16 protein-coding genes and 1 tRNA gene are annotated in these 20,486 nt (G+C 67.0%); 3 read left to right on the top strand and 14 right to left on the bottom strand.

Annotation, left to right across the window (positions count from 1 at the left end):
• Positions 1-13: 13 nt before the first annotated feature.
• From HJG53_RS04270 to HJG53_RS04280, 3 genes are read right to left on the bottom strand one after another with little or no spacing between them, the layout of a single operon-like run.
• Entirely contained in the window at positions 14-316 is a 303-nt protein-coding gene (locus HJG53_RS04270) for a hypothetical protein (RefSeq protein ID WP_171127910.1), read from the bottom strand.
• Positions 316-3,174 (bottom strand): pitrilysin family protein, encoded by a 2,859-nt coding sequence (locus HJG53_RS04275; protein WP_171127911.1) that lies wholly within the window; start codon positions 3,172-3,174, stop codon positions 316-318. Before HJG53_RS04275 ends, HJG53_RS04270 begins: the two co-directional genes overlap by 1 nt.
• Before the next feature lie 53 nt (positions 3,175-3,227).
• The gene (locus HJG53_RS04280; protein ID WP_171127912.1) at positions 3,228-3,434 is read right to left on the bottom strand and encodes a hypothetical protein; all 207 of its coding nucleotides are present in this window, start codon (positions 3,432-3,434) and stop codon (positions 3,228-3,230) included.
• Between the two features lie 154 nt (positions 3,435-3,588).
• Between HJG53_RS04280 and acnA the strand changes: the two genes are divergently transcribed.
• From acnA to HJG53_RS04295, 3 genes are read left to right on the top strand one after another with little or no spacing between them, the layout of a single operon-like run.
• Positions 3,589-6,267 (top strand): aconitate hydratase AcnA, encoded by a 2,679-nt coding sequence (gene acnA / locus HJG53_RS04285; RefSeq protein WP_171127913.1) that lies wholly within the window; start codon positions 3,589-3,591, stop codon positions 6,265-6,267.
• Positions 6,264-6,626, top strand: coding sequence for a GFA family protein (locus tag HJG53_RS04290; RefSeq protein WP_171127914.1), 363 nt, complete (start codon positions 6,264-6,266; stop codon positions 6,624-6,626). Before acnA ends, HJG53_RS04290 begins: the two co-directional genes overlap by 4 nt.
• A complete protein-coding gene (locus tag HJG53_RS04295) occupies positions 6,623-6,868 on the top strand; it encodes a hypothetical protein (protein ID WP_171127915.1) in 246 nt (81 codons plus the stop codon). The genes HJG53_RS04290 and HJG53_RS04295 overlap by 4 nt, the downstream gene beginning before the upstream one ends.
• A 15-nt stretch (positions 6,869-6,883) precedes the next feature.
• Here the strand turns inward: HJG53_RS04295 and HJG53_RS04300 are convergent, their stop codons facing one another.
• The 11 genes from HJG53_RS04300 to HJG53_RS04350 all read right to left on the bottom strand — a co-directional run bounded on the left by HJG53_RS04300 (position 6,884) and on the right by HJG53_RS04350 (position 20,478).
• Positions 6,884-8,107 carry a multidrug effflux MFS transporter gene (locus tag HJG53_RS04300; protein WP_171127916.1) on the bottom strand — a complete coding sequence of 408 codons (1,224 nt, stop codon included), beginning with the start codon at positions 8,105-8,107 and terminating at the stop codon, positions 6,884-6,886.
• Between the two features lie 96 nt (positions 8,108-8,203).
• Positions 8,204-8,279: transfer RNA gene (locus HJG53_RS04305), tRNA-Val, on the bottom strand.
• Positions 8,280-8,345: 66 nt separating this feature from the next.
• Complete coding sequence (gene yghU, locus HJG53_RS04310) at positions 8,346-9,206, bottom strand: glutathione-dependent disulfide-bond oxidoreductase (protein ID WP_171127917.1); 861 nt, start codon at positions 9,204-9,206, stop codon at positions 8,346-8,348.
• A gap of 12 nt (positions 9,207-9,218) precedes the next feature.
• Positions 9,219-10,637 (bottom strand): efflux transporter outer membrane subunit, encoded by a 1,419-nt coding sequence (locus HJG53_RS04315; RefSeq protein WP_171127918.1) that lies wholly within the window; start codon positions 10,635-10,637, stop codon positions 9,219-9,221.
• Positions 10,638-10,642: 5 nt separating this feature from the next.
• A complete protein-coding gene (locus HJG53_RS04320; protein WP_171127919.1) occupies positions 10,643-13,819 on the bottom strand; it encodes an efflux RND transporter permease subunit in 3,177 nt (1,058 codons plus the stop codon).
• A 58-nt stretch (positions 13,820-13,877) separates the two neighbouring features.
• Entirely contained in the window at positions 13,878-15,119 is a 1,242-nt protein-coding gene (locus HJG53_RS04325; RefSeq protein ID WP_254447551.1) for an efflux RND transporter periplasmic adaptor subunit, read from the bottom strand.
• 10 nt (positions 15,120-15,129) lie between these two features.
• Positions 15,130-15,513: a hypothetical protein gene (locus HJG53_RS04330; RefSeq protein WP_254447492.1), complete on the bottom strand. Its 384-nt coding sequence runs from the start codon at positions 15,511-15,513 to the stop codon at positions 15,130-15,132.
• Positions 15,514-15,780: 267 nt separating this feature from the next.
• Positions 15,781-16,389, bottom strand: a complete 609-nt coding sequence (locus tag HJG53_RS04335; protein ID WP_171127921.1) for a TetR/AcrR family transcriptional regulator — start codon at positions 16,387-16,389, stop codon at positions 15,781-15,783.
• A 98-nt stretch (positions 16,390-16,487) separates the two neighbouring features.
• Positions 16,488-17,210 (bottom strand): acetoacetyl-CoA reductase, encoded by a 723-nt coding sequence (phbB, locus tag HJG53_RS04340; RefSeq protein ID WP_171127922.1) that lies wholly within the window; start codon positions 17,208-17,210, stop codon positions 16,488-16,490.
• A gap of 35 nt (positions 17,211-17,245) precedes the next feature.
• Positions 17,246-18,253 carry a ferrochelatase gene (hemH, locus tag HJG53_RS04345; RefSeq protein ID WP_171128186.1) on the bottom strand — a complete coding sequence of 336 codons (1,008 nt, stop codon included), beginning with the start codon at positions 18,251-18,253 and terminating at the stop codon, positions 17,246-17,248.
• 11 nt (positions 18,254-18,264) lie between these two features.
• Complete coding sequence (locus tag HJG53_RS04350) at positions 18,265-20,478, bottom strand: xanthine dehydrogenase family protein molybdopterin-binding subunit (protein WP_171127923.1); 2,214 nt, start codon at positions 20,476-20,478, stop codon at positions 18,265-18,267.
• Between the last annotated feature and the right edge of the window lie 8 nt (positions 20,479-20,486).

The raw sequence follows: 20,486 nt of genomic DNA on the forward strand, positions 1-20,486 counted from the left end.
AGGAACTAGGAGATCAAGCCTTGCGCGTGCCCGTCAGCGGGAAGCTGCCGAACGCACCGGCGCCCACGGTGCCGGTGAGGGTATCGCCGTCGACCGTCGCCTGGCAATCCAGCGTCATGGGCATCGGGACCTTCATTTCCATCTTCCAGGTCAGCTTGTTGCCGTCGACCTTGCCGTCGATCACGTCGAGCGAGCCCATCGGGCCTGCCTGCTGGCCAGTGAAAGTGTCGCCGCTGGAGCGGATGGTGAAGACCGACTTCTGCTCGCCCAGCGGCGACTTGGTCACGCAATCCCAATCGCCATCGACATTCGCCATCATTTCTCTCCCTTGACTGTTTGCGTCGCCGTCCTGACCTCCACGGGCAGGCCGAGCCTGTCAAGCTGCGGCTTCACGAGCTTGGCGTCGCCGACGACCACCCAGGTAAAGCGGGCCGGGTCGACCACCGCGCGGATGGCCTTATCCATCGTCGCGGCATCAAGAGCGCGATAGCGGCTGGCGAGCGTGTCGTAATAGTCGTCCGGGCGGCCATAGAGGACGTTGTTCTGCATGCCGCCCAGCACGTCCGACGCGGTCTCGAAGCTGCCGGGCAGTTCGCGTACGAAGCCGTTGATCGTACGCTCTTCCTCGGCCTTGGTGATGCCGCTCGTGGTCAGGAACGCCTGCATGTCATCGCGCAGCGCCTTGAGCGCGTCGCCGGTGCGATCGGCCTGGACCGGCGCGGAGACGAGATAGGGCACAGCCTCCAGCAAGCGACTGAATCGGCCGCCGACGCCATAGGACCAGCCCTTGGTTTCGCGCAGGTCCATGTTGAGGCGCGACAGGAAGTTACCGCCGAGAACGTCGTTGGCAGCCAAATAGGGCAGCAGTTCCTCCCTGCCCTTCAGGCCGGTCACCACACCGCCATAGATGATCGACTGGGGCGAGTCCGGCCGATCGACCAGCACGATGCGCGGCGTGGGCGACGGCACGGCGGCGGCCGTCGCCTTCTGTCCGGGCGTGCCCGTGCCGCGCCAGTCGCCCAGTTCCTGATCGAGCGCCGCGCGTACCTCCTCGATCGGCCGGTCGCTGACGGCGAAGATCACTGCCTTGTCGGGCCGGATCCAGGCGCGATGGAAGCCGATCAGGTCGTCGCGGCCAAGCGTGCGCACCACCTCGGCGGTGCCCAATCCGCTCGGGGCGCGGCCATAAGGGTGGGCCGGGCCGAACAGCAGCGGCGGCAAGGTGCGCCGGGCGAGGCCGCTCGGGTCGGTCAGCTCCGCCGAAATCTGCACCAGCTGTTGAGCCCGCAGCCGCTCGACCTCGGGCAGCGCGAAGGCCGGGTTCTTCAGCACGTCGGCAAGCAGCGCGACCGAGGGACGCAGATTGGTGGACAGCGCAAAGAGGCTGACGCTAGTCCGGTCGGTCGAGGTGCCGGTGCCGATATTGGCGCCGAGACGTTCCTGCGCCTCGGCCAGCGCGCGAGAGTCGAGGTGCGTCGTGCCCTCGGTCATCAGATTGAGCGTCAGCGCCTGCAGTCCGAGCTTCTCGACGGGATCGGCGGCGTTGCCGACATCGAAGCTGACGACGATCCGAGTCGTCGGCGTGGCGGTGCGCTGGGCATAGACCAATTCGACGCCGTTCGAGAGCCGGGCCCGCTTCACCTCGGGAAACTTCAGATCCTTGATCTGCCCGACATCGGGCAGCTTCGACCGGTCGACCGCCTGCAGCGCCTGCAGCGCCTGTTTCGAGGCTTCCGGGCTGCGGTAGAAGGACGGGGTGAAGGTCGGTGCGCTTCCTGCGACCGACTTCGACTCCTCATAGGCGCCGCGCGGCCCCGGCTCTACCACCAGCGCATGCATCGGCCTAGTCAGCCATTTGCGCATCGCCTCCCGCACGCGCGCAGGCGTAGCTGCCGCATATTGCGCCAGCTGCTTCTTGTAGAAGCCCGGATCGGCCGAATAGAGCGCACCCTGCGCCAGCGTCGGCGCCTTGCCGCCGTCGCCGCCGACGGACTCCAGCGAGGCGGTGCGGCCGGCGACGTCGCGCGTGGCAGCACGCAGCACTTCGTCGGCGCTCGGCCCTTCGGCGATGAAGGAGGCGATCAGCCGGTCGAGCTTGCGGCCTTCCTCCGCCACATCGACGCCCGGCGCGACATCGACCTGCACCTCGAAGAAGCTCAGCTGCGCGAACTGCTGCAGGTCGGCGCTAACCCGGACCGCGCTCTTGTCGCCGCGCACCAGGGCGTTGTCGAGGCGCGAACTGGACAGGCCACCGAGCACCGTCGCCGCGATGTCGAGCGGCACGGTATCGGGATCGTTGAGGCCGGGCATCGTCCAGGTGCGGTAGATGCGGGTGGTCGCCACCCGATCCTTCATCACCTCGTCCACGCGCTTGGCCGGCGTCGGCACAGGTACGGCGATCGGCCCTTGTTGCGGCCCGCGCGGGATGTCGCCGAAATATTTCTCGACCAGCGGCCGCGCCTCGGCGACGTCGATGTCGCCGGCCAGCACCAGCACGGCATTGTTAGGTCCGTAATGCTGGCGGAACCAGCCGCGCACATCGTCCAGGCTCGCCGCATCGAGATCGGCCATCGATCCGATCGTCGAGTGACCATAGGGGTGGGTGCCGGGGATCAGCGCCTTCAGCTGGGCGTATTCGACCAGCCCGAACGGCTGGTTGTCGCCCTGCCGCTTTTCGTTCTGCACGACGCCGATCTGGTTCTTCAGGCTCGTCTCGGTGATCGCACCGAGGAAGTGGCCCATGCGGTCGCTCTCGAGGAACAGGGTTCGCTCGAGCGCCGGCTTGGGCACCGTCTCGAAATAGTTGGTGCGGTCGAACCAGGTGGAGCCGTTCACGTCGGTGGCGCCGATCTGCTGCAACGGCTCGAACGTGTCGCCCGGCAGGTTTTCCGACCCGTTGAACATCAGATGCTCGAACAGATGCGCGAAGCCCGTCTTGCCGGCGGGCTCATGCTTGGATCCGACATCGTACCAGACGGACACGGCAACGATCGGCGCCTTGCGGTCGGTCGAGACGATGACCCGCAGGCCGTTCGCCAGCGTGAACTGTTCGTATGGGATGTTGACCGCCTGGGCGAGCTGGCTCAGCGGGGCGGGTTTGATCGGCTGGGCAAGGGAGGGAACGGCGAAGGCGGCAAGCGCGAGCGCCGAGGCGGCGCGGAGGTTCGACAGCATGGCGCCCTGTTAGCAGCGCCATGCGGCCGAACCAATGCCGGATCGCCTGAGCCCTATTCTTCCTCGTCCTCGTCTTCGTCGTCGAGCAGGTCCGGATCGTCGGCGTCGAAGGCGAGATGTTCTTCCAGCGCTTCGCTGATCAGGTCGAGCTGTTCGAAGCTGGCGGTCAGTTCCAGCGTGTCGCCGTCTTCGTCCTCGATGTGCAGCACATATTCGTCGCCGGCGCGCTCGATCGTGAAACGTGAAAGTCCCTTGGCCATGGCCCTTCTTCCTCCTGGTGCGGCCTCCACAACGCACATATCGGTTTCAGGGTGCATCGGCCTTTTCGCGCGGCGAAGCGCTTGCTAGAGCCGCCTCAAACATCGCCGGCGCTCCGCGAAGCGAGCGACCGAACTCACAACCAAGGGGACCCCTATGACCGCCGTCGGACAGGACACGCTCGCCACTCGCTCCACGCTTCAGGTCGGCGGCAAGAGCTACGCCTATTACTCGATCGAGAAGGCGACGGCGAAGATCGGCGACGTGTCGAAGCTGCCCTTCTCGATGAAGGTGCTGCTGGAAAACCTGATTCGTTTCGAAGACGGCGTGACCGTCACCGTCGAGGACATTCAGGCGATCGCCGACTGGCAGAAGGAACAGCGGATCAACCGCGAGATCCAATATCGTCCGGCGCGCGTGCTGATGCAGGACTTCACCGGCGTGCCCTGCGTGGTCGACCTGGCGGCGATGCGCGACGCGATGAACAAGCTGGGCGGCGACGCGCAGAAGATCAACCCGCTGGTGCCCGTCGATCTCGTGATCGACCACTCGGTCATGGTCGACGAGTTCGGCAATCCCAAGGCGTTCGAGGCGAATGTCGACCTCGAATATCAGCGTAACATGGAGCGCTACGAATTCCTGAAATGGGGTTCGAAGGCGCTGAACAACTTCCGCGTCGTTCCTCCGGGCACCGGCATCTGCCACCAGGTCAACCTCGAATATCTCGCCCGCGCCGTGTGGTCGTCAGAGGATGAGAAGGGCGAAACCGTCGCCTATCCCGACACGCTTGTCGGCACCGACAGCCATACGACGATGGTCAACGGTCTGGGCGTGCTCGGCTGGGGTGTGGGCGGCATCGAGGCGGAAGCGGCGATGCTCGGCCAGCCGGTCTCCATGCTGATCCCGGAAGTGGTCGGTTTCAAGCTGACCGGCGAACTCGCCGAAGGCATCACCGCCACCGATCTGGTGCTGACCGTCACCCAGATGCTGCGCGCCAAGGGTGTGGTCGGTCGCTTCGTGGAGTTTTATGGCCCGGGCCTCGACGCCCTGTCGCTCGCCGACCGCGCGACGATCGCCAACATGGCGCCAGAATATGGCGCCACCTGCGGCTTCTTCCCGATCGACACCCAGGCGCTGGACTATATGCGCCTGACCGGCCGTCCCGACGAGACGATCGCGCTGGTCGAGGCCTATTGCAAGGCGCAGGGTATGTGGCGCACTGCCGAGACGCCGGACCCGGTGTTCACCGACACGCTGTCGCTCGACATGTCCACCGTGCAGCCGTCGCTGGCCGGACCCAAGCGCCCGCAGGACCGGGTGCCGCTCAACCAGGTCGACGAAGTGTTCAACGCCTCGCTCGCCGGCGCCTACTCCGATGTCACCAGCCACCCGCGCCACGCCGTCGAGGGCGAGGACCACGGCATTGCCAATGGCGATGTGGTGATCGCCGCCATCACCAGCTGCACCAACACCTCGAACCCGTCGGTGCTGGTCGCCGCCGGCCTGGTCGCCCGCAAGGCGCGCGAAAAGGGTCTTACCCGCAAGCCTTGGGTCAAGACCAGCCTCGCGCCCGGTTCGCAGGTGGTCACCGACTATCTCAACTCCGCGGGCCTGACCGAAGATCTGGACGCGATCGGCTTCAACCTGGTCGGCTATGGCTGCACCACCTGCATCGGCAACTCGGGCCCCCTGCCCGCCCCGATTAGCAAGGCGATCAACGACAATGACCTGGTCGCCGCCTCGGTCCTCTCTGGGAACCGCAACTTCGAAGGCCGCGTGTCGCCCGACGTGCGGGCGAACTTCCTCGCTTCGCCGCCGCTGGTCGTTGCCTATGCGCTGAAGGGCACGGTCACGCAGGACATGATCAACACGCCGATCGGCAAGGGATCGGACGGCACCGACGTGTTCCTGAAGGACATCTGGCCGACCAACGCCGAAGTCCGTGCGCTGATGGACGCGAACGTCACCCGCGACATGTTCCAGTCCCGCTATGCCGACGTGTTCCAGGGCGACGTGAAATGGCGCGGCATCAATGTCGAAGGCTCCGACACCTACACCTGGCGCGCCGGCTCCACCTATGTCGCCAACCCGCCCTATTTCGAAGGCATGTCGATGACGCCCGCCCCGGTGCAGGACATTGTCGACGCCAAGCCGCTCGCGATCCTGGGCGACTCGATCACCACCGACCACATCTCGCCAGCGGGCTCGATCAAGGCGGACTCGCCCGCCGGCAAATATCTGATGGAGCATCAGGTCAGCCGCGCTGACTTCAACAGCTATGGCGCGCGCCGCGGCAACGATCAGGTGATGACGCGCGGCACCTTCGCCAACATCCGCATCAGGAACGAGATGGTGCCGGGCGTCGAGGGCGGCATGTCGCACTATAACGGCGAAGTGATGCCGATCTACGACGCGGCCATGCGCCACAAGGCGGACGGCACGGCGCTCGTCGTTATCGCCGGCAAGGAATATGGCACCGGATCGTCACGCGACTGGGCTGCGAAGGGCACCAACCTGCTCGGCGTCCGCGCCGTCATCGCCGAAAGCTTCGAACGCATCCACCGCTCCAACCTGATCGGCATGGGCGTGCTCGCGCTGCAGTTTGCGGAAGGCGTCGACCGTTCGACGCTGAGGCTCGATGGCTCCGAGACCTTCACCATCCACAATGTCGCAGGGCTCCGCCCGCGCCAGGATGTCGAAGTGACCCTCACGCGCAAGGACGGCAGCAGCGAGACCTTCATGACCCGCTGCCGGATCGATACCGTCAACGAGCTCGATTACTTCCTGAACGGCGGCATCCTGCCTTATGTGCTGAGGAAGCTCGCGGCGGCGTGACCGAATTCAAAGGGTTCTGCCATTGCGGGGCGGTGCAAGTCACCGCCTCGCGCATCCCAAGTGAGGTGCTGCTCTGCAACTGCTCGCTGTGCGCGAAGACCGGCTGGGAGGGCGTCTATTTCTCGTCCGACGAGCTAACGATCAGCGGCGAGGTCCATGGCTATACTAGGTCCGATCTGGCGACGCCGTATCTGACAGTGTTCCGTTGCGCGACCTGCGGCATCGGGACGCATTGGGAGCCGATCACCCCGCCGCCGCACGCGCGCATGGGCGTGAACGCCCGCCTGTTCGATCCGGCGCTGCTCGCGGGTGCGACCCGCACTCAGGTCGATGGCCGTAGCTGGCCGACCGACGCGTGATCGTCGCCATCGAAATCATCGGCTGGATCGGCGCCGGGCTGATCCTGCTCGCCTATCTGCTGCTCAGCGCCGGGCGGATCCCCGCGCGCTCGGTCATCTATCAGGCGCTCAACCTGTTGGGCGCGATCGCCTTCGTCATCAACAGCGGTTGGAACGGGGCGATCCCTTCAGCGGCGCTCAACGTGGTGTGGGCCGGAATCGCGATCTTCGCGCTGGTGCGGATGGCGCAGGTCAAGGCCTGAACCAAGCTACTGATCCTATGCCATTCTGGCGTGGAAGAGCTTGCCTCCTTCCACCACGAGTACGATCGCGAAGGCGGCCACACCGATGCCGAGATAACCAAGCGCCAATGGCAGCGTGGTGCCATCAAAGGCCTGACCGATCAGCGACGCAACCAGCACCGCGCCGACCGCGGTGATCACGCCCTGGATTGAGGATGCGGTGGCGGCGATGTGGCCGACCGGCTGCATGGCCATGGCACCGAAGTTCGCCCCACATAGGCCGATGCATGTCTGGCTCAGCGCCTGAAAGGCGACATAGGTCCAAAGCGTCTCTACCCCCGCCAGGTCGATGGCGACATGCAGCGCGGACAGGATGATCAGCGCAATCAGACCGACCTGCGAGATGGCCCTTGTGCCCAGCCGCTCCACCAGCCGGCTGTTCAGGAACGAGGCGCAGCCCATGAAGAAGGCGCATATTCCGAATAGGAGGCCGAATTCCCCAGCCGCATCGAATGTCTTGGCGAACACCTGCTGCGACGTGGAAACGAAGGCGATGATCCCACCGAAGGTAAGCGACGCCGCCAGCGCATAGCCGAGCGAGTAGCGGTTGGTCAGCGTCAGCCGGTAAGCTTCCGCCAGCGATCGGATCGAGATCGGCCTGCGATCGGCCGGTGCAAGCGTCTCGGGGAGGCGGATCGCCGCCCAGGCGAGCACGAACGCCGCGAAGCCGGCGAGCACGTAGAAGATAAAGCGCCACGGCCCGATGGCGAGGAGCGCCTGGCCGATGGTGGGCGCAAGGATCGGGACCAGAAAGAAGATCATCTGCGCGAGCGAAGTGATCCGCGCCATGCGCCGGCCGGAATAGCTGTCGCGCACGATCGCCACCGCCAGCACGCGGGACGAGGCGGACATCAAGCCTTGCAGCACGCGCGCCGCGACGAGCGCGGTGAAGGTCGCGGCCGCTGCGGCAAATATGCTCGCGCCGACGAACCCGATCAGGCTCAACACGATCACCGGCCTGCGACCGTATCGGTCTGCAAGCGGACCGTAGACGAGCTGACCGAGCCCGAAGCCGAAGACATAGGCGGTGACGACCCACTGACGCGCATTGTCACTGGGCGCGCCGAGCTGGGCGCCGATGTCGGGCAGCGCCGGCAGCATCAGGTCGACGCCCAGCGCATTCACGCCCATCAGCGCGGCGACGAAGGCCACGAACTCGCCTCGGCCAATCCCTTGATGTGGCAGTCGTTCATCGGTCATGCAGGCGCCGTCTGAGGACCTGCCGAACAGGTCAAGCACCTATACAAAGAAACTTGGGAGTCCGAGAGCATCACCGGGAGGCACCGACGGGCAAAATGGTGGGCGGTGACGGGCTCGAACCGCCGACCCTCTCGGTGTAAACGAGATGCTCTACCAACTGAGCTAACCGCCCCGTCCGGGATTCCCGCGCATGTGCGTGGGTTTCCCGGCGACGTCAATCGGCGAACGGGCCGTCCGCTCAGCCTGAACTGGACGAACTGGCAAGTGCCTGGTCGATATCAGCGGCTTGGTGACGCTCGGCCAACTGCGGCTCACCGAAAGTGCGGTTCACGATCCGGCCTCTCCGGACTGCGGGGCGGGCAGCGATAGCCTCAGCCCAGCGGATGACATGCACATAGTCGGAAGCCGACAGGAACTCGGCCGCACCGTAGACATCCCCGAGCGCGACTTGCCCGTACCAGGACCAAATGGCGATATCCGCGATGCTGTATTCGTCACCGGCAATGTAGGGGCGGGTCGCGAGCTGGCGGTCGAGGACGTCGAGCTGCCGCTTCGCCTCCATGGCGAAGCGATCGATGGCATACTCGATCTTGATCGGCGCATAGACGTAGAAATGGCCGAAGCCGCCGCCGAGGAAGGGCGCGCTGCCCATCTGCCAGAACAGCCAGGAGAGGACTTCCGTCCGCTCCTTGATCCCAGCCGGCAGGAAGGCGCCGAACTTCTCCGCGAGGTACAGCAGGATCGAGCCAGATTCGAACGCGCGGATGGGCTCCGGCCCACTGCGATCGACGAGCGCGGGGATCTTCGAGTTGGGATTGATCTCGACAAAGCCCGAGCCGAACTGATCGCCCTCCCCGATGCGGATCAGCCAGGCATCATATTCGGCGCCCTTGTGGCCGAGCGCGAGCAGCTCTTCGAGCAGGATCGTCACCTTGATCCCGTTGGGCGTGCCCAGCGAATAGAGCTGCAGCGGGTGCGCGCCGATGGGGAGTTCGCGGTCATGCGTCGGGCCAGCGATCGGCCGGTTGATCGATGCGAACTGGCCCCCGCTCGCCTTGTCCCAGGTCCAAACCTTTGGGGGCGTATAGCTGTCGGTCATTGGTCTTCCTCCTCAAGAGCGCGCCTGATCCTGCGCCGTTTGCCACCCGCCGCCTAGAGCGCGGAACAGATCGACCTGCGCGCGCGAAATCATCGCGTCGGCGGTGGCGAGCTGCGCCTCGGCATCGGCAAGGGTACGCTCCGCGTCGAGCAGTTCGAGCGAGTCGATCTGGCCTTCCCGCTGGCGTGCGCGATTGATCCGGGCGGCGGTTTGCGCCGCATCCCGCGCTGCCGCGAGAGCGCTGCGCCGTTCCAGCATGCGCTGATAGTTGGTCAGCGCCGTCTCGGTCTCCTCAAGGGCGGTCAGCACGGTGCCGTCGAACTGCGCCAGCGCCACGCGGCTGTCGGCTTCCGCGCCGGCGACGCGTGCGCGGGCGGGTGCCTGATTGACCGACCAGTTGATCAGCGGCCCGAGCAGCCAGGTGAGCGGATTGGCGCCGAACAGATTGCCGAAGCCCGCGCCCGTCGAGCCGACGCTGCCGCCCAAGGTGACGCGCGGATATAGGTCGGCGGTGGCAACGCCGATCCGGGCAGTCGCCGCCGCCAGGCGCCGTTCGGCCGCGCGCACATCAGGGCGGCGGGCGAGCAAGGCGGCGCCATCGCCGACAGGAATCGGCTGGTTCAGCACCAGGCTCGTCTGCCGGGCGCCCGCCGCCGGCGGCAGCTCGGCGGGAGCGCGGCCGGTGAGCGTTGCCAGCCGGAACAATGCGGACTGCCGCTCCGCCTGCAGGCTCGGGATGTCTGCCTGGCGCTGGTTGCGCAGCGCCTCGATCCGGGCGCTGTCGAGCGGCGTCGCAAGGCCGGCGCCTTCGCGCTTGCGCATCAGCGTGAGCGACTGGTCGAGCAAGGCGACGATGCGTTCGGCGACCGTGATCCGCTCGGCCGACGAGACCGCGTCGGCATAGGCACGCGTAGTCTCCGCCGCGACGGCCACCCGCACCGCCTCCATATCGGCGGTGGCGGCCTGCACGTCGCCCCGCGCCGCCTCGATGTTGCGGGTGACGCGGCCGAACAGATCGACTTCATAAGCGACGTCGAGCCCCGCATCGACATACCAATTCTCGCGATCGCCCCCGAGCCTTTGGCCGGCGGGCAGTCGCCCATATTGCGCGGAACCGCCGACGCCGATCTGCGGTGTGCGATCGGCGCGGACTTCGCGCAGGCTGGCGCGCGCGCGGTCGAGTCGGGCGACCGCCACGCGCACATCGGTGTTGGCGCGCAGCGCGTCGGCAACGAGCGTATGGAGCGTCTGGTCCCGGTAGAGCCGCCACCAATCGCCTTCGACCGCCGCAGCGGCGCTGATCGCCTGGCCGGCAGGGGTAACGAAGGCGCCGGCGGCAGGCGCGCTCGGGATCGGCGCGACATAGTCCGGGCCGACCGCGCAGGCGCTCAGTGCGAGCGCGGAGACTGCAGCGAGTATGCGCATGTTCATGCTCCTCATTCAGCCGGCAGCAGGGCGGATGCGCCCGGCGCCGGACGGCCGCGGCGGCGGGCGAAGCGTTCGCCCAGACCGCGGCTGACGACGTAGAAGGTGGGGGTGAAGACCAGGCCGAAGACGGTGACGCCGAGCATCCCGAAGAAGACGGCCGTGCCGAGCGCCTGACGCAGTTCCCAGCCGGGCCCGCCGGCCAGCATCAGCGGCACAACGCCGAGGACGAAAGCGAGGCTGGTCATCAGAATCGGCCGGAGCCGGCTGGCGGCTGCTTCGACGGCCGCCTCGATCAGCGATGCGCCGCGTTCTTCCGCCTGCTTGGCGAACTCGACGATCAGGATCGCGTTCTTGGCGGCGAGGCCGATCAGCACGACCAGGCCGATCTGCGTCAGGATGTTGTTGTCCATTCCGCGCAGATTGACGCCCGCCATCGCCGCGAGCAGCGTCATCGGCACGATCAGGATGATCGCGAACGGCAGCACCAGGCTTTCGAACTGGGCGGCGAGCACGAGGAAGACGAACACCACCGCCATGCCGAAGGCGATGCCGGCGACGTTGCCGGCCGCTTTCTGCTGGAAGGCAAGGTCGGTCCATTCACCGGTGAAGCCCGACGGCAGTTTGGCCGCCAGCCCTTCCATCGCCGCCATCGACTGGCTGGTCGCATAGCCCTTCGCCGTCTCACCATTGACCTCGACCGCGGGGAAGAGGTTGAAGCGAGTGACGCGATAGGGGCCGGTGCGATCCTCGAAGGTCGCAATCGAGCCGATCGGCACCATGCCGCCGAGATCGGAGCGGGTCTTGAGATTGGCGATGTCCGACGGATCGTCGCGGAACGGCGCTTCGGCCTGGGCGGTGACGCGGAAGGTGCGGCCGAGCAGGTTGAAGTCGTTCACATAGGCCGAGCCGAGATAGACGGAGAGCGTCTCGAACACGCGCGACGGGGGCACGCCCAGCATGTCGGCCTTGGCACGATCGATATCGGCATAGATGCGCGGGGTTGCGGCGTTGAACAAGGTGTAGACCTGGGTCAGGCCGGCGGTCTGGTTGGCCTGGCCGATGAGACCGAAGGCCGCGTCGTTCAGCGCTTGGAAGCCCGCACCGTTGCGGTCCTGGATCATCATCCGATAGCCGCCGCCATTGCCGATGCCCTGGATGACCGGCGGCGGGATGACGAACACCATGCCTTCGTTCATGTCGGCGACCGCCGCGCGCATGCCGGCGACGATTTCGGCTTCCGAGCGGCCGCCCTTGGGCCGGTCGGCAAACGGCTTGAAGGTGATATAGGCGGCGCCCGCATTGGACGCCTGGGTGCCCGACGCGCCGTCGAAGCCGGCGAACATCACCGCTGCTTCGGTGCCGGGCACCTTGAGCAGCCGATCGACCATCTGCTTCAGCACGCGGTCGGTCTGTTCGAGCGAGCTGCCCGGCGGCAACTGCACGGCCGCCAGCGCATAGCTCTGGTCCTGCGCCGGGATGAAGCCGGTCGGCGTCGCCCAGAAGAGGGCGATGGTCGCTGCGATCAGCCCGCCATAGCTGAGGAGGACGCGCTTCGGCCGGGTGACCAGCGCCCGCGTCGCCTCCGCATACCAGCGCGACAGCCGGTCGAACGCATGGTTGAAGCGCTCACCCGCCGCGGCCAGCCGGCGACGCCAACCGGTCGCATGCGCACCATCCTGCTTGGGACGAAGCAGCATCGCCGCGAGCGCAGGCGAAAGGGTCAGCGACAGCACCAGCGAGATGACGGTCGCAGTCGCGATGGTCACCGCGAACTGGCGGTAGAACTCGCCCGAAATGCCGGTCAGGAAGGTGGTCGGCACGAACACGGCGCAGAGCACCAGCACGATCGCGACCAGCGCCGTCGACACTTCGTCCATCGAACGTCGGGCGGCCTCGAGCGGCGATAGGCCATGCTCGAGGTTCCGCTCGACATTCTCGACGACCACGATCGCGTCGTCGACGACGATGCCGATCGCCAGCACCAGGCCGAACATCGACAGGGTGTTGAGCGAGTAGCCAAGCGCTGCCAGCATCGCGAAGGTGCCGATCAGCGACACCGGGATAGCGACGATCGGGATGATCGCGGCGCGCCAGCTCTGCAGGAACAAGAGGATCACGAGGACGACGAGCACCATCGCCTCGAGCAGCGTCTTCTGCACCTCGTGCATCGACTCGCTGATGAACTGCGTCGGGTTCCAGATGACGCGATATTCGAGCCCTTTGGGGAAGCTGGCGGAAGCCGCCTTGAGCTCGCGCAGGATGCCCTGTTCGGCGGCGAGCGCGTTGGTGCCCGGGCGCTGGGTGACGCCCATGATCACCGATTCCTTGCCCGAGAGATAGGCGTTTACGCCGTAATCCTCGGCGCCGAGCTCCACTCGCGCGACGTCGGAGACGCGCACGATCGCGCCGCTCGGATCGGTGCGGACGATGATGCTGGCGAACTGCTCGGGGGTGGTGAAGCGGCCCTGCGTCTCCACGTTCAGCTGGTGCGCGGCGCCGTTGCCATAGGGCGGCTGGCCGATCGTGCCGGCGGCAACCTGCACATTCTGCGCGCGCAGCGCCTGCACGATCTCGCCCGCGGTAAGGCCGAGCGCGGCGGCGCGGTTGGGATCGATCCAGACCCGCATCGAATAGTCGCGCGTGCCGAACACCTGCACGTCGCCGATGCCGTCGACGCGGGTCAGCCGGTCGCGAATCTGGGTGCGGACATAGTTGGAGACATAGGCGCGATCGAGCGAGCCATCGGGCGACAGCACGTTCACCGCCATCAGCCACGACGGCGACGTCTTGCGCACCACCACGCCCTGGCGCCGTACCTCCTCGGGCAGGCGCGGTTCGGCCAGCGCGACCCGGTTCTGCACCAGCACCTGCGCGGTATCGAGATCGGTGCCGAGCTTGAAGGTGACGGTGATCGTCACGCGGCCGTCGCCGGTCGACTGCGAGGTCTGGTAGAGCATGTCGTCGACGCCGTTGATCTCCTGCTCGATTGGGGCGGCGACGGTGTCGGCGACCGTCTCGGCGGAGGCGCCGGGGTAAGTGGCGGACACGGTCACCGTCGGCGGCACGATGTCCGGATATTGCGAGATCGGCAGGCCCAGATAGGCGACCGCGCCGATGATCGTGATCACGATCGCCAGGACGGCGGCAAAGATCGGGCGCGTGATGAAGAAGCGTGAGAGGCGCATCAGCCTTCTCCCCGTTCGAGAGTCTGAAGAGTGGAGGCGGGGCCAAAGCCCCGGCGGGTTAAGGCGCGAGCGTCGCCTGGGCGGCGGCGGGCGTCGTCGGCATGGACGGAGACTGGCTACGGACCGGCTCGACCCGGCCGAAGCGCACCTGCACCTTGGCGCCCGGTTGAGCCAGCTGTGTGCCGGCAATGACGACCCGGTCCTGCGGAGACAGGCCGCCGCGGATCACCCGCAGCCCGTCCACCAGCGGACCGGCGGTGACCGGCTTGCTGGCCACGGTGCCGTCGCGCCCGACGACCAGCACGACCTTGCGCGCCTGATCGGTGCGAACCGCCGCGTCGGGCACAAGCAGTGCCGAGACCGTGCCGCCCGATCCCAGCCGCATGTTGCCGAACATGCCCGGCGTCAGGAACAGGTTGGGATTGGCGAGCACCGCCCGGCCACGGATCGAGCCGGAGCGCGGATCGATGCCGTTGTCGGTAAAGTCGAGCCGGCCCTTCCAGCGATAATCGCTTTCGTCCTGCAGACGGATCTCGGCGACCTGACCGCTACCCTGCTCACGCTTCGCCTTGAGGAACAGCGCCTCGGACGCATCGAAGCTGAAATGGATCGGGTCGAGCGCGTTGATCGTGGTCAGCAACGACCCCGCGTCGCCAGCGGCAACCAGATTGCCGGCATCGACGCGACGGTCCGACGCCCGGCCGCCGATCGGCGCGCGAATGCGAGTGAACTCCATGTCGAGCGCCCGTGAGCGCACCCGCGCCTGGGCCGCGGCAACCGCGGCCGACGCCGCCTGAACCCGGGCGCGCAGCCGGTCCACCTCGCTCTTCGACACGGCCTGATCGGCGATCAGGCTTTCGGCGCGGGACAGGTCGGCGCGGGCGAGGCTCAAATCGCTCTGTGCGCTCGCCAGCCCGGCGCGCGCTTCGGCGAGCGCGGCGGCGAAGGGGCGCGGGTCGATGGTGAAGAGCAGCTGCCCCTTCCGCACCACCTGCCCGTCAGCGAAGTGAATGCCGGTGATCTGACCAGAGACGCGCGGACGCACCTCCACCGTCTGGCTGGCTTCGAACCGGCCGACATAATCGTCCCATTCGGTCACCTGCCGCACCAAGGGCGCGGCGACGGTGACGGTGGGCGCGGCGGGCGGCGGCACGGCCGGCTCGTCCTTGTTGGCGACCACGAGGCCGCCGAGCAGCACTGCGGCGGGGATGCCGATCCACGCCGCCTTGCGCCATCGCGTGGAGTTGGGCTGAGCGGCATCGCTGGTACCGACGTCGTCAGCCTTGATTTCAGTGATCATGTTCATGGGTTCAGGCCTTCCGGCGACCGGCGGCGCGGTCGCGGCTGATGCTGGTGAGAAGAAGCTGGAGTTGGTCGGGCGAGAAGCCCGCCGCGTAGAATCGTTCGATCTCCGTTTCGGGGATCGCGAAGCTGTGGTGCCACGCGTGAACGGCAGTGCGCCGCAGCGCCTCCAGCCGGGGATCGGCGACGGGGTTCTCGGATCGGGTGCCGAAGACCGCGGCCATAGCGCGGGCGATCCGGCCGGGCGTCCGCAGGGAGCCGAGCGAGTCCCGCCGGGCCAGCGCCACCACCGACCATTCGAGCGCGCTGAAGCCGCGGGCGCGGACCTGCTCGCGCGCAGGGGCGTGAAAGAGGAGCGCCGGTGCCGTCTCGGCGAAATTTACATAGGCCATCTTGTTCCTCCCTGTGGCGGCCGGTCGCGGGCAAAGCCTGCCCGTTCCCGAAAGCGCATGCTTTCGCGGCGATCGGCCATCGATCTTCGACGTGCGGAGAGGAGCCGGCGCGTGCCGCTCCCTTCCGCATCTCTCCCAAAGCAGCGGCGCCTTCGCGCCACTCTATACCGACTGGTATATAAACAGTTCAGCTGCTGTTCAAGTGCTTTTTATACCGGCCGGTTTACTTTTCTGAAGATTTTTGCGCGGCTGCCACAAAGCTCAGCTTTAGGCGCTTGGCCACATCGACATGCTGGTCGCGATCAGGCGATCCAGATCCTCGCGCGATGCACCCGCGCCTGCCTGCACGGCCATGCCTTGCAGGACGGCATACAGATAGCTGGTGAGCCCCTCGACATCGACATGGGCAGGCAGGTCACCCTGCGCCTTCGCCTGTTCGAAACGCTCGACCAAAGCCTTGCGCGCGGAGGCACCCCGGGCGAGCACGAACTGACGGATCGATTCGGCTTCCGCGCCGCACGCGACCGAACTGATCACGCCCAGGCAGCCATGCGGCTCGCTCTTGCTGGTCTGGTTCTCAAGCGCGCCGCGCAGCAAATGCTCCGCAACCTTGCGCGCCGTTGGCTCGGCCAGTGCCTCGCCGACATAGTCGAGCTTCTCGCGCTCATAGAGGTCGAGCGCCTTGACGAAGAGCTGCTCCTTGTTGCCGAAGGCGGCGTAGAGGCTGGGCTTGGTAATGCCCATCGCCTCGGTGAGGTCCGCCATCGAGGCGCCCTCATAGCCCTTGCTCCAGAACACGCGCAGCGCCGCCGCCAGCGCCTGATCGACGCAGAACTCGCGGGGACGGCCCCGCCCGACGGCTCGTAGAGATTCCATAACGACCGGTATATATGAGCTTCGCAGCGGTTTGACCAGTCCTCGGCTTTACCCTGAAGCGGGAAGAGATTCGACGCAGGCGCAGGCCGCCTGAAGCGTCAGTACATATGCTGCCCGCCGTTGATGCTGAGCGTCGAGCCGGTGATGAAGCCGCCGTCTTCGGCGCACAGGAACGCCACGCCGCGGGCGATTTCTTCCGCCTTGCCGAGGCGGCCGACGGGAATCTTGGCGACAATCTTCTCGAGCACATCGGCGGGGACGGCGGCGACCATGTCGGTGTCGATATAGCCGGGTGCGATCGCATTGACGGTGATGCCGGCGCGCGCGCCTTCCTGAGCGAGCGCCTTGGTGAAGCCGTGAATGCCCGACTTGGCGGCGGCATAGTTCACCTGGCCGTACTGACCCGCCTGCCCGTTGATCGAGCCGATATTGACGATGCGGCCATATTTCCGCGCGCTCATGCCTTCCCACACCGCCTTCGCCATGTTGAAGCAGCCGCCCAGATTGGTGTCGATCACATCATCCCAAGCCTGGCGATTCATCCGCTTCATCGTGCCGTCACGGGTGATGCCGGCATTGTTGACCAGCACGTCGACGGGGCCAAGCTCCGCCTCGATCTGCTGGACGCCGGCGAGGCAAGCGTCGAAATCTGCGACATCGAACTTATAGGCCCTGATGCCGGTGCGGTCGGTAAACTCCCGCGCGCGCTCGTCATTGCCCGCATAATTGGCCGCTACCGTCATTCCGGCGTCGCGCAGCGCCAAGCTGATCGCTTCGCCGATGCCGCGCGTGCCGCCGGTCACTACCGCCACTCTCGCCATTCGCTTCCTCTCCCTATCCTGGGTTTGAAGCTCTCCTACGAAGGCGCCACCCAGCCCGCAAGTTCACGCGCAAGTAAGGCGCGCAGCATCGCCATGCCCTCTTCGCTATCGTTCAGGCATTCGAGATACGCGAAGTCCTTGCCCCCCGCACCGAGGAAGCTCTCCCGTCCGCGGATCGCCAGCTCTTCGAGTGTCTCGAGACAATCAACGCTGAAGCCGGGCGCAACCACGGCCACGCGCTCAACGCCCCGGCGCGGCAGTTCCTCCAGCACGGCATCGGTCGCCGGTTCGAGCCATTTGGCGCGTCCGAAGCGGGACTGGAAGCTTACCTCGATCGGACGGCCGAGCGCCTCCTGCAACAGGCGGGCCGTCTTGCGGCAATGGCAATGATAGGGATCGCCGAGTTCGAGCGTCCGCTGCGGCATGCCGTGGAAGCTCGCCAGGATCAGCTGCGGCTCGAATGGCAATGCGGCGAGCTGCCGCTCGATCGATCGCTTGAGCGCGTCGATATAGGCCGGATCGTCATGGTAGGGCGGCAAAGTCCGGATGGCGGGCTGCCACCGCATCGCCGCAAGCAGCTCGAACGCCTTGTCGTTGGCCGTTGCCGTCGTCGCCGCGCAATATTGCGGATACATGGGGGCGAGCAGGATGCGCTCGCAGCCCGCCGCCTTGAGCGCGTTCAGTCGGCCGCCGATCGAAGGCTGACCGTAGCGCATTGCCCATTCGACGATTACGTCCGCGCCGAACGCCCCCGCCAGCTTCTCCGCCTTGGCGCGCGTGTAGCGGGCGAGCGGGGAGCCGTGCTCGGTCCACACGAGGCCATAAGCGTGGGCCGACTTGGCCGGCCGCGTGTTGAGGATGATGCCGCGCAGGATCGGCTGCCAGGCGATCGGCGGAATCTCGACAACTCGGCGGTCCGACAGAAACTCGGCGAGATAGCGGCGGACGGCAGGCACCGTCGGCGCTTCCGGTGTGCCGAGATTGATCAGCAGCACGCCCACCTGGGGTGCTGCAATGTCGGGGTGTTGCTGAGGCTTCAAAATTAGCACCAGGTCTAAGAGGCATTACCGAGCGGCAGTTGCCGATATCGCCGCCCGGTCGCCGCGAACAGCGCATTCGCCAGCGCGGGAGCGACGGGCGGCACCGCGAGCTCGCTCGCGCCGCCGGGCTCATCATTGCTCTGCAACAGTTCGACGCTGATCTCCGGCGCGTCGGCGAGCCGCGGCAGGTTCAGGTCGGCCATGCGGCGCGCACGGGTGAGGCCGTGGTCGAAGCCGGGTGCGCAGCCGGTCGCCGCCGCGAGGCCGAAGATCAGCCCCCCCTCGATCTGCTGGCGCACGATGTCCGGGTTGATCGCCCGGCCCACATCGGCGACCGCGACCAGCCGGTCGCATCTGACGCGCCCGCCCTCTTCCCGCGCATCGGCCAGCACGGCGATGAAGCTGCCATGTGCAGCGTGGGCGGCGAGACCCTGACCCGTTCCCGCCTGGCCCCCCTGCCAGCCGCCGAGCGCTGCCACGGTGGACAGACAGCGCGCCAGCCGCGGCTGCTTGCCCAACATCGCCATGCGGAACGAGAAGGGATCGGTGCCGCCGAACCCCGCCAGCTCGTCGATGAAGCTTTCAGTGAAGAAGCAGGTATAGCTGCGCGCGCCGGAGCGCCAATAGCCGAGCGGCAGCTTCGGGTCCGCGGCATGGTGATCGACCGCCAGATCGTCGATGCCATAGGGCGTCTCCGCGCCGGCGACGGCGAACCCGTCCCCGCCGCCGATCAGGGATCGCGCGGCCGCTTCGTTCGGCAGCAAGGTGCGGGCGATGGCGGCGCCGTAAGCGGGTGCCGCGATCTTGACGAGCAGCCCGGCCACGCGTCCGCCGGCGAGCCGGCCCGTCATCCGCGCGTGGGCCGGCGGGCGAAACCGGCCCTGCACGATTGCTTCGGCGCGGCTCCAGAACAGCTGCACCGGCCGCTTCAGCTGACGGCTCAAATGACCCGCCTGTATCGCCGCCTCGGCGCTCATCCCCCGCCCGAACCCGCCGCCGATCTGCATCGGATGGATGACGATGTTGCCGGCGTCGAATTGCAGAGAGCGGGCGACCGCCTGCCGCGCGGCTTCCGGCGCGATGGTGGGCAGCCACAGCGACAGGAGGCCATCGCTCCAGGAGGCGGTCGCCGTCATGGGCTCAAGCGCTGCGTGCAGCACCGGCGCGACGCGATAGTCGGCGGTGAACACCGTCGCATCCTTGAAGCTGGCGGAAAGGTCGCCGCGCGCGACCACGCGGGTGCCATCACCGTCCAGCGCTTCATCCAACGCGGTCGCAATCAGCCTGTCGTCGGCTAGCGCGCCCTTCGTCTCGAACCGCGGGCGCAGCAGCTCCAAAGCCCGCTCGGCCGCCCAGCTGTTGTTGGCGACCGCCGCGACCCATTCGCGCGTGCTGACCAGTTGCATCAGCCCGCGCACCTGCCGCGCCGCCGCGACGTCGCCGCCGGCGTAGCGATGGACGCCGACCGGTCCCTGCCGCATCGCCGCATAGACCATGTTCGGCAGCCGCACATCGGCGGCGAAATCGACCGAGCCGTCCAGCTTTGACGGCGTGTCCAGACGTGGCAGCGATTGGCCGGCCAGCTTGCCCATCCGCAGCGGTAGCTGGTCGGGCGCGTCCTCGTCGGCCGCGGCGGCAGCGAGATCGGCGAAGCGCAACCTTTTGCCTTCATGTTCGACAAAGCCGTCCTGGGTGCCGCACTCCTCCCACTCGACGTCCCACCGTCGCGACGCCACCTTGCACAGGCGCACGCGCGCCGCCGCCGCCGCCTCGCGCAACGGCTCCTCGTACATGCGCACTGAAGTCGATCCGCCAGTGACCATAGCGGCGGTGCGGGTCGCAAAGGTGTCGGCGACGCCAGCCAGCTTCGGCGCGACGCCTTCCGCCAACTCGGTCATGAACAGCCGATTGGCATATAGCGGGTTGATCGGCGCCGCTTCGACTGCGACCGTCCGCCAGTCGGCGCCCAGCTCGTCGGCGACGATCTGCGGCAGCGTGGTGTAGACGCCCTGCCCCGTTTCGACCTGCGGCACGGCGACGATCACCCGCCCATCTTCGGCAATCTTGAGATAGGGGCCATAGATATGCTCGCCCGGCCCGGCGGTCAGATTGACGGAATAGGTGCGCGGCCACACCGTCCAGGCGACGACCAGCCCGACGCCCAGCCCGCCGGTGACGAGCAGCCGCCGGCGCGTAATCGAAACATCGGTGGCATCGCTGGCGCGCATGCGTCTGT

It is taken from the genome of Sphingomonas sp. ID1715 (genome assembly GCF_013044515.1).
Lineage (GTDB): Bacteria > Pseudomonadota > Alphaproteobacteria > Sphingomonadales > Sphingomonadaceae > Sphingomonas_B.

Excerpts from the sequence above, each read along its gene's own strand:
- phbB (WP_171127922.1), bottom strand. The coding sequence starts at position 17,210 with ATGGCGAGAGTGGCGGTAGTGACCGGCGGCACGCGCGGCATCGGCGAA.
- HJG53_RS04335 (WP_171127921.1), bottom strand. The coding sequence starts at position 16,389 with ATGGAATCTCTACGAGCCGTCGGGCGGGGCCGTCCCCGCGAGTTCTGC.
- yghU (WP_171127917.1), bottom strand. The coding sequence starts at position 9,206 with ATGACCGACAGCTATACGCCCCCAAAGGTTTGGACCTGGGACAAGGCG.
- HJG53_RS04280 (WP_171127912.1), bottom strand. The coding sequence starts at position 3,434 with ATGGCCAAGGGACTTTCACGTTTCACGATCGAGCGCGCCGGCGACGAA.
- acnA (WP_171127913.1), top strand. The coding sequence starts at position 3,589 with ATGACCGCCGTCGGACAGGACACGCTCGCCACTCGCTCCACGCTTCAG.
- HJG53_RS04350 (WP_171127923.1), bottom strand. The coding sequence starts at position 20,478 with ATGCGCGCCAGCGATGCCACCGATGTTTCGATTACGCGCCGGCGGCTG.
- HJG53_RS04320 (WP_171127919.1), bottom strand. The coding sequence starts at position 13,819 with ATGCGCCTCTCACGCTTCTTCATCACGCGCCCGATCTTTGCCGCCGTC.
- HJG53_RS04330 (WP_254447492.1), bottom strand. The coding sequence starts at position 15,513 with ATGGCCTATGTAAATTTCGCCGAGACGGCACCGGCGCTCCTCTTTCAC.
- HJG53_RS04325 (WP_254447551.1), bottom strand. The coding sequence starts at position 15,119 with ATGATCACTGAAATCAAGGCTGACGACGTCGGTACCAGCGATGCCGCT.
- HJG53_RS04275 (WP_171127911.1), bottom strand. The coding sequence starts at position 3,174 with ATGCTGTCGAACCTCCGCGCCGCCTCGGCGCTCGCGCTTGCCGCCTTC.
- HJG53_RS04300 (WP_171127916.1), bottom strand. The coding sequence starts at position 8,107 with ATGACCGATGAACGACTGCCACATCAAGGGATTGGCCGAGGCGAGTTC.
- HJG53_RS04315 (WP_171127918.1), bottom strand. The coding sequence starts at position 10,637 with ATGAACATGCGCATACTCGCTGCAGTCTCCGCGCTCGCACTGAGCGCC.
- HJG53_RS04270 (WP_171127910.1), bottom strand. The coding sequence starts at position 316 with ATGGCGAATGTCGATGGCGATTGGGATTGCGTGACCAAGTCGCCGCTG.